General features: G+C 60.2%; 8 protein-coding genes. 5 read left to right on the top strand and 3 right to left on the bottom strand.

The window, feature by feature from the left end; translation table 11 throughout:
* The first annotated feature begins 175 nt into the window (after positions 1–175).
* The 4 genes from DBR24_RS21170 (at position 176) to DBR24_RS21155 (ending at position 3,365) form a co-directional block, all read left to right on the top strand.
* Positions 176–730, top strand: a complete 555-nt coding sequence (locus DBR24_RS21170; RefSeq protein ID WP_128615723.1) for a hypothetical protein — start codon at positions 176–178, stop codon at positions 728–730.
* Between the two features lie 24 nt (positions 731–754).
* Positions 755–2,032: a flavohemoglobin expression-modulating QEGLA motif protein gene (locus DBR24_RS21165; protein WP_123465022.1), complete on the top strand. Its 1,278-nt coding sequence runs from the start codon at positions 755–757 to the stop codon at positions 2,030–2,032.
* A gap of 101 nt (positions 2,033–2,133) precedes the next feature.
* Positions 2,134–3,039 carry an alpha/beta hydrolase gene (locus DBR24_RS21160; RefSeq protein WP_123465024.1) on the top strand — a complete coding sequence of 302 codons (906 nt, stop codon included), beginning with the start codon at positions 2,134–2,136 and terminating at the stop codon, positions 3,037–3,039.
* Positions 3,036–3,365: a hypothetical protein gene (locus DBR24_RS21155; protein WP_128615722.1), complete on the top strand. Its 330-nt coding sequence runs from the start codon at positions 3,036–3,038 to the stop codon at positions 3,363–3,365. Before DBR24_RS21160 ends, DBR24_RS21155 begins: the two co-directional genes overlap by 4 nt.
* A gap of 262 nt (positions 3,366–3,627) precedes the next feature.
* Here DBR24_RS21155 and DBR24_RS21150 read toward each other — a convergent pair whose 3' ends face one another.
* The 3 genes from DBR24_RS21150 to DBR24_RS21140 form a co-directional block, all read right to left on the bottom strand.
* Positions 3,628–4,416 carry an OmpA family protein gene (locus DBR24_RS21150; RefSeq protein ID WP_085712811.1) on the bottom strand — a complete coding sequence of 263 codons (789 nt, stop codon included), beginning with the start codon at positions 4,414–4,416 and terminating at the stop codon, positions 3,628–3,630.
* 56 nt (positions 4,417–4,472) lie between these two features.
* Complete coding sequence (locus DBR24_RS21145) at positions 4,473–4,877, bottom strand: DUF4398 domain-containing protein (protein WP_025112229.1); 405 nt, start codon at positions 4,875–4,877, stop codon at positions 4,473–4,475.
* Between the two features lie 366 nt (positions 4,878–5,243).
* Positions 5,244–5,588, bottom strand: a complete 345-nt coding sequence (locus tag DBR24_RS21140; RefSeq protein WP_123465026.1) for a pilin assembly protein — start codon at positions 5,586–5,588, stop codon at positions 5,244–5,246.
* A gap of 214 nt (positions 5,589–5,802) precedes the next feature.
* Here DBR24_RS21140 and DBR24_RS21135 point away from each other — a divergent pair.
* The coding region (locus DBR24_RS21135; protein WP_256591707.1) for a phosphoenolpyruvate carboxylase at positions 5,803–7,591 on the top strand (1,789 nt) is incomplete at its 3' end.

Raw genomic sequence — 7,591 nt, 5'->3', positions numbered from 1 at the left:
CGCGTCGGTCTGACCCTCTGGGGGAAACACCTGACCCTGCGGGAGCGAGCTTGCTCGCGAAGACGGACTGACATTCAACATTAATGTTGGCAGTACCACCGCTTTCGCGAGCAAGCTCGCTCTCACAGGTTCAGTGGTGTATTCGAGGGTGGCGAATGTTCATAGGGAGTATTGAATGAAAGCCTGGCGTGGCGTGCTGATCGCCTTGTCGTTCCTGCTGCTCAGTGGCTGTCTGGTGACCTTCAAGGAGCCGCTGACCGCTAGTGACCCGGCGCCCAAGGGCCTGCTCGGCAAATGGTCGAGTACCAATGCCTGGGGCGAACCGATGAACCTTGAACTGACGCGCCTGGGCAAGGACCGCTATCAGGCTGTCACGTACTTCAAGGCCAAGCCCCGCGAACGCGAAGCCTATCCGTTCACCGTTTCGCGCCACGGCAGCCGCTGGTATCTGTCGGCGAAAGTCCCGGCGCAGTACGGCGGCCATTACACCATCGCCGGTTTCGAGCTCACCGATAAACACGAACTGGTGATCTACAACCTCGATCTCGAACAGATCAATCAAGCGATCAAACAGAAAGCCCTCGACGGTCAGGCCTTCCAGACCGACGATGGCGACGGCGTGCAGGTCGACAGCAACCTGGACAAGGTCTTTGCTTACCTCGACGATCCGGCCAATTCCGATGTGTTCGTCGAAGCCGCGCGCTATCAGCGTCAGGCCCGCGTCAAATAATTCAGTTTTCTACAGGAGTTTCGGGTGGACGATTACCAGCAGACGATACGCACGCTGTCCGATCGCATTGTGCTGGCGCAGACACCGATCCGCGTCCTCGATGCGGTGAAGTGGGACGAAAACATCCGCAAGGGCTTTCTCAAGGCCAAGGGCAAGGAAATGCCGGCGGTGGATCGCGACTACTACCTCAATCGACCGCTGTCCTTCGATTCGAGCAAGGTCAAGCTGGAGTTCCAGAACATCGAGCGTGACATCACCCGTCAGCTCGGTCAGTTCAACCCGGTCGGGCAGATCATGCGCCGTATGTGCAAGGAATACCGCATGGTGGTGCGCATGCTCGAAGCGCGCGGCACCGAGGATTTCGGCCTGATCTCCCAGGAACTCTACGGCGCCGCCTCCGATGCGTTTCACGCCGGCGACCCGACCCTGGCCGACCTCGGCCTGATGATGTCCGACTACCTGAACAACATTGATGGCCGTGGCGACCTGAAGGACGAGCCGAAGATCCTCACCGCCAAGGATGCCGTGCACCTGCTGCAAACCCGTTTGAACAAGGTGTTCGGCGAGGCCGAGGAAACCATCCGCGTGTTCGAGTCCGACGGCATCGTGGCTGACGCGGCGGCAGGCGCCGACTACATCAAGATCCGCACCGACGCGCTGTTCAACGATCGCGATGTGCGCGCACTGGAAGTCCACGAAGGCCTGGTGCACGTCGGCACCACGCTCAATGGCTTGAACCAGCCGATCTGCACTTTCCTGTCCAAAGGCCCACCGTCGTCGACGGTGACCCAGGAAGGCCTGGCGATTTTGATGGAGATCATCACGTTCGCCTCCTACCCGAGTCGCCTGCGCAAACTGACCAACCGCACCCGCGCCATTCATATGGTCGAGGAGGGCGCGGATTTCCTGCAGGTGTTCGAGTTCTTCCGCGAGCAGGGCTTTGAAATGGCAGAAAGTTACGGCAACGCCAGTCGCGTTTTCCGTGGTTCGACACCGACTGGTCTGCCATTTACCAAAGACTTGTCCTACCTCAAGGGCTTTATCATGGTTTACAACTACATTCAGTTGGCCGTGCGTAAAGGCAAGCTCGAGCAGATTCCGCTGTTGTTCTGCGGCAAGACCACGCTGGAGGACATGCGTACCCTGCGTCAGCTGGTGGATGAAGGACTGGTGGTGCCGCCGAAGTATCTGCCGGAGCAGTTCCGCGATCTGAACGCGTTGTCGGCGTGGATGTGTTTCTCCAACTTCCTCAATCACTTGAGCCTGGACCGGATCGAGGCGGATTACTCCAATATCCTCTGAGCCAACATGCAAATCCTGTGGGAGCTGGCAAGCCAGCTCCCACAGGGTTATTTGTTTTTCTCTGGATCGTATTGCCAACTTCTGTTGCGAGGTTTCACCGGATGAGAATCCTCGGCATCTTTTGCCTGCTCCTGACCCTCGGCGGTTGCAGTTCGCTGTTGTTCTACCCCGAGCCCGGCCAGATCTTTACCCCGGAAAAAGCCAAGCTCGAATACCGCACCGTTACCCTGACCACCGCCGACGGCCTCAAGCTGAATGCCTGGTGGCTGCCGGCCAAACCCGGTGTCGAGGTCAAAGGCACAGTCCTGCACCTGCACGGCAATGGCGGCAATTTGCCGATGCACCTGGGTGGCAGTTGGTGGTTGCCGAAAAACGGCTATCAAGTGTTGCTGGTGGACTATCGCGGTTACGGATTGTCCGAGGGCGAGCCGAGCCTGCCGGCGATCTATCAGGACATCGACGCCGCATTCGCCTGGCTCGACCAGGCGCCAGAGGTCAAAGGCAAACCGCTGATTCTGCTGGGGCAAAGTCTCGGTGGTTCGATGGCCGTGCATTGGCTGGTGCAGCACCCGGAGCGGCAGAAACAACTCAAGGCCTTCGTCCTCGACGGTGTACCCGCCAGCTATCGCAGCGTTGGCCAGTACGCCCTCAGTACCTCGTGGCTGACCTGGCCGTTCCAGGTGCCGCTGTCGTGGCTGGTGCCGGACGGCGACAGTGCAATCAATTCGATGCCGCAGCTCAAGGGCGTGCCAAAACTGATCTTTCACAGCATCGACGACCCGCTGGTACCGCTTGCCAACGGCATCCGTCTGTATCAGGCGGCACCGCCTCCGAGGGTGCTGCAGCTGACCCGTGGCGGCCACGTGCAGACCTTCGGCGACCCGGTCTGGCGTCAGGTGATGCTGCGCTATCTGGAAGATCCCGAACACTTCAATGGCCTGCGCCGTCTCGGCGAAATCCCGAATTATCCGCCACCTCCGAATTCTGAAGATGAGAGTCCGCAATGACTGAAGAACGTAACGCCATCCCGCTGATTATCACCGGTATCTGCAGCATCCTCGGCACCGTCGGGGCGCTGTGGTACTACGGCTACCTGCACTTCGCCAAGCCTGAGGATGCGTTGCTGCTCAACGAATTCACCATGCTCAAGACCGTGCCCGGCGAGGACTACAAAGTCTCGCTGGACCCGGCGCCGCAAGTCGCGCAGTGCATTGACGGGGTGCTGGTGCTGTTCGACACCGAGCAGAAAGGCCTGACCGGTGTGTTGATCAACGCGCAGAAAAAAGCCGTGCGCTGCATGGGGGAGGAGACTCCGCAGAAGCTGGAGGAGTGATTCTGCAGGACCAGCCCTCACCCTGACCCTCTCCCAGAGGGAGAGGGGACTGATCGAGTTGTTCTTGCGAGTTACGCCGACCTGAAAGATTGCGTTGATTATGGATTCGGCGAAGTACTTTCAGGTCGACGCCGCTACTGACCCCCCCCATTCGGCCCCCTCTCCCTCGGGAGAGGGCTGGGGTGAGGGGCCGCGATTTCAGCCTGCACAAAAAAGCCCCGCCTGATCACTCAGGCGGGGCTTTTGCGTTACCGCGTGACGCTTAGTTCGAGCTGACCGCCGAACGTGGCATCACTGGCTGGTTGTCGTTGGAGATAGTCACTTCCACACGACGGTTCATCGCACGGCCGGAAACGCTGCCGTTATCGGCAACCGGGTATTCCTTGCCATAACCCTGAACCACGATGCGCGAAGGATCTACGCCCATCTTGATCAGCGCGACTTGTACCGAGGTCGCACGACGCTCGGACAGCGACTGGTTGTAAGAAGCCGCACCGGTGCTGTCGGTGTAACCCTCGACGATCACTTTGCGATCAGGGTTTTCCTGGAGGAACTGCGCCAGTTTATTGATGTTCACCAGACCGCTGGATTTCAGGTCAGCCTTGTTGGTGGCGAACAGCACGTCACCGAAGGTCACCAGGGTGCCGCGATCGGTCTGCTTGGCGTTGAGGCTGTCCTGCAGCTGTTTGATCTGCTGATCGCGAGCATCCAGACGCGCCTGGGCACGCTGGGCTGCGGCGTTCTTCAGGTTGTTTTCAGCGGTGCGCAGGGCGATGGTCTGCTTGGCCACTTCTACACGCTGGTTGGTCAGGTAGGCCAGTTGGTCAACCTTGGCCGCGTTTTCCTTGTCCAGGTAAGCCTTGTCGGCCTTGTCCAGGTAATCGCTGGCGTCTTTGGTTTCCAGGGCTGCGACTTTGCTGGCCTGTGGGTTGGCTTGCAGGCCGGCGTAGTTGGTGCGCGCCTGTTCCAGGTTCGGGTTAGGCGGGGTGGAGCAGGCAGCCAGGGCAACGCTTGCAGCCAGGAGAGCGGGGATCATCAGTTGCTTACGCATAATTTGTCGTCCTTTCTATCGTTAAAAGTTTCAGCTTTGCGATTCGGGATGCGCGCTTACTGCACGGTGCGCTGACTTTCCTGACGCAGTTCCTGAACACCTTTCTGGGAATCCTTCAGTGCCTGTTCGGCTTTCGCTGCCTGAGCCTTGCGTTCCGCTACGCGAGCGTCCCATTCGGCCTGCTCGGAGAGGGTGCGAGCTTCGTCATACTTCTTGTCGTGCATGGCGATTTCGGCTTGTTTGAGTTTGTCCTGCGCCTGCTTCATCTCGACGGCGGCGAATTCGGTACCACCGGCGCTCACGGCGCTGTTGACTGCCGATTGGGTCACGGCGTACTGCTCGGTCGGCGGGTTACCGGCGCAACCGGCCAGCACGAAGCTGGTGCCGATGGCCAGAGCAGCCAGTTTCAGACCGCGCAGGTGAGAGAACGAGGTTTGGGTCTTCATGGTCTTCAACTCCATTGTTTAACTCCTGATAAAACCGAAAATCCATCCTGGTCGAGGAGCCTAAAGCGTCGTATGAAAGCGCGTTTTTGAAACGCTCGTTCCAGGCGTGGTTACTCGTTCCGACCGGAGGCATTTTTCAAAAGTTCAGAAAAGATGGCCTATCGCCAAAAAAATTTTTGACCGAATGGACAAGGCTCTGGGGCGGGAACTTTGGCCGAGGAGAGTGGTACGCGCGGGGGAAAACAACATGATTCTTGAGGGAAAATGCGGTCCTGTGGGAGCTGGCTTGCCAGCGATGGGGCCGTCAGATTCAACACGTCGGTGACTGAACGGACGCCATCGCTGGCAAGCCAGCTCCCACAGGTTTAACGCAATCGGGTGTCAGTGTTTCTGCTTGCCGGCAGTCGCCGAGAGGTCATGCAAATGACGGCGCGAAAGGGCCAGAAAACGCGGGGTAGGCCCGACATCCTCGTACAGCGGATCACCTTCCTCATCGGTCGCCACCACTGTCGAACCCTTCACATAGGGCAGGCTCGCTTCAAACTCTTCAAGCGCCGCGCCGATTAGTTCGCCAAGCAGTTCTTCGACATGACGTTTGGGGTACATCTCGGTAATCGCTGCCAGACGCGCAGCGGCCTCAACGTCCAGATGAATCGCGTAGCCGGTGTCGGTCAGGCGACCTTTGGCGGTTTCTTCCCAATGCTGGGCGAGCTCACGGATTTTCATGATGACCTCATTTCGCACCTGCTCGTGGCAGGTCTGGGTGAGTGTCCGGCGTGGCCGGTGGCAAGCCGTTGTACGGCTTACTGTTGAGACTAGCTTTCGGTCACAAGGTTTAAAGTCCCTTCGTCGGCCTGCTTGTAAGAAGCGTCGCAGAGCGGCACTCTCTAGGTCATGCACTCGTTTCTAGGCCGCCCGGATTACCGCTGGAGAACTGCTGATGACCGATATTGATGCACGCTTGCGCGAAGATGTTCACCTGCTCGGCGAGTTGTTGGGCAACACCATTCGAGACCAGTACGGCGAGGCGTTTCTCGACAAGATCGAGCAGATTCGCAAGGGCGCCAAGGCCGACCGGCGTGGCTCGATGGACGCCGAGCTCAGCGCCAGCCTCAATCAATTGAGCGAAGACGAATTGCTCCCGGTGGCGCGGGCGTTCAACCAGTTCCTCAATCTGGCGAACATCGCCGAGCAGTATCAGTTGATCCATCGTCGCGAGGAGTCGCAGCCGGCGCCATTCGAATCCCGTGTGCTGCCGGAACTGCTGGCGCGCCTGCGCAACGAAGGGCACAGCGCCGAATCCCTGGCCCGGCAACTGGCGCGCCTGGAAATCGAACTGGTGCTGACCGCGCACCCGACCGAAGTGGCGCGGCGCACGCTGATTCAGAAGTACGACGCGATCGCCGCGCAACTGGCCGCTCAGGACCATCGCGACCTGACCAGCGCCGAGCGCGAGCAGATCCACACTACCTTGCAACGGCTGATCGCCGAAGCCTGGCACACCGAAGAAATCCGCCGTACGCGGCCGACGCCGGTGGACGAGGCCAAGTGGGGTTTCGCGGTGATCGAGCATTCGCTGTGGCAGGCGATCCCCAACCATATGCGCAAGGCCGACAAGGCGTTGCATGAAGCGACGGGCCTGCGTCTGCCGCTGGAAGCTGCGCCGATACGCTTTGCCTCGTGGATGGGCGGCGACCGTGACGGCAACCCCAACGTCACTGCGGCCGTGACCCGTGAAGTGTTATTGCTGGCGCGCTGGATGGCCGCCGATCTGTACCTGCGCGATGTCGATCATCTGGCGGCCGAGTTGTCGATGCAGCAGGCCAGTGATGCATTGAAAGCCCGGGCCGGCGACAGCGCCGAACCTTATCGCGCAGTGCTCAAGCAATTGCGCGAACGCCTGCGCGCCACCCGCAACTGGGCGCAGGCCTCGCTGACCGCGCCGACCCCGGCCCCCGCCGACGTACTGCACAACAACCGCGATCTGCTCGATCCGCTGGAGTTGTGTTTCAACTCGCTGCACGAATGCGGCATGGGCGTGATTGCCGATGGCCCGCTGCTCGATTGCCTGCGCCGCGCAGTGACCTTTGGCCTGTTTCTGGTGCGCCTCGATGTGCGTCAGGACTCGTCGCGCCATAGCTCGGCGATGACCGAAATTACCGATTATCTGGGCCTGGGGCGCTACGAAGACTGGGACGAAGAGCAGCGCATCGGCTTCCTGACACGGGAGCTGAGCAACCGTCGTCCGTTGCTGCCGGCGCATTTCAAACCCTCCGCCGATACGGCGGAAGTGCTCAATACCTGTAAGGAAATCGCCGCCGCACCAGGCGCGTCACTGGGGTCCTACGTGATCTCGATGGCCGGGGCTGCATCCGATGTGCTGGCGGTGCAACTGCTGCTTAAAGAAGCCGGTGTGCTGCGACCAATGCGTGTCGTGCCGTTGTTCGAAACCCTCGCAGACCTCGACAACGCCGGCCCGGTGATGGAGCGTCTGTTGCTGCTGCCGGGTTATCGCGCGCGCCTGCAGGGCCCGCAGGAAGTGATGATCGGCTACTCCGACTCGGCGAAGGACGCCGGCACCACCGCTGCCGCGTGGGCGCAATACCGGGCGCAGGAACGTCTGGTGGAAATCTGTCGGGAGCAACAAGTCGAACTGCTGCTGTTCCACGGTCGCGGCGGCACTGTCGGCCGAGGCGGTGGTCCGGCCCACGCGGCGATTCTCTCGCAGC

Source organism: Pseudomonas sp. HMWF006 (assembly GCF_003061205.1).
Taxonomy (GTDB): Bacteria; Pseudomonadota; Gammaproteobacteria; order Pseudomonadales; family Pseudomonadaceae; genus Aquipseudomonas; species Aquipseudomonas monsensis.
This window is presented reverse-complemented; position numbering and strand designations above follow the sequence as displayed.

What these genes read in the sequence shown, in the direction of transcription:
- DBR24_RS21145 (WP_025112229.1), bottom strand. Translation starts at nt 4,877, where the DNA reads ATGGAGTTGAAGACCATGAAGACCCAAACCTCGTTCTCTCACCTGCGC.
- DBR24_RS21140 (WP_123465026.1), bottom strand. Translation starts at nt 5,588, where the DNA reads ATGAAAATCCGTGAGCTCGCCCAGCATTGGGAAGAAACCGCCAAAGGT.
- DBR24_RS21150 (WP_085712811.1), bottom strand. Translation starts at nt 4,416, where the DNA reads ATGCGTAAGCAACTGATGATCCCCGCTCTCCTGGCTGCAAGCGTTGCC.
- DBR24_RS21170 (WP_128615723.1), top strand. Translation starts at nt 176, where the DNA reads ATGAAAGCCTGGCGTGGCGTGCTGATCGCCTTGTCGTTCCTGCTGCTC.
- DBR24_RS21155 (WP_128615722.1), top strand. Translation starts at nt 3,036, where the DNA reads ATGACTGAAGAACGTAACGCCATCCCGCTGATTATCACCGGTATCTGC.
- DBR24_RS21160 (WP_123465024.1), top strand. Translation starts at nt 2,134, where the DNA reads ATGAGAATCCTCGGCATCTTTTGCCTGCTCCTGACCCTCGGCGGTTGC.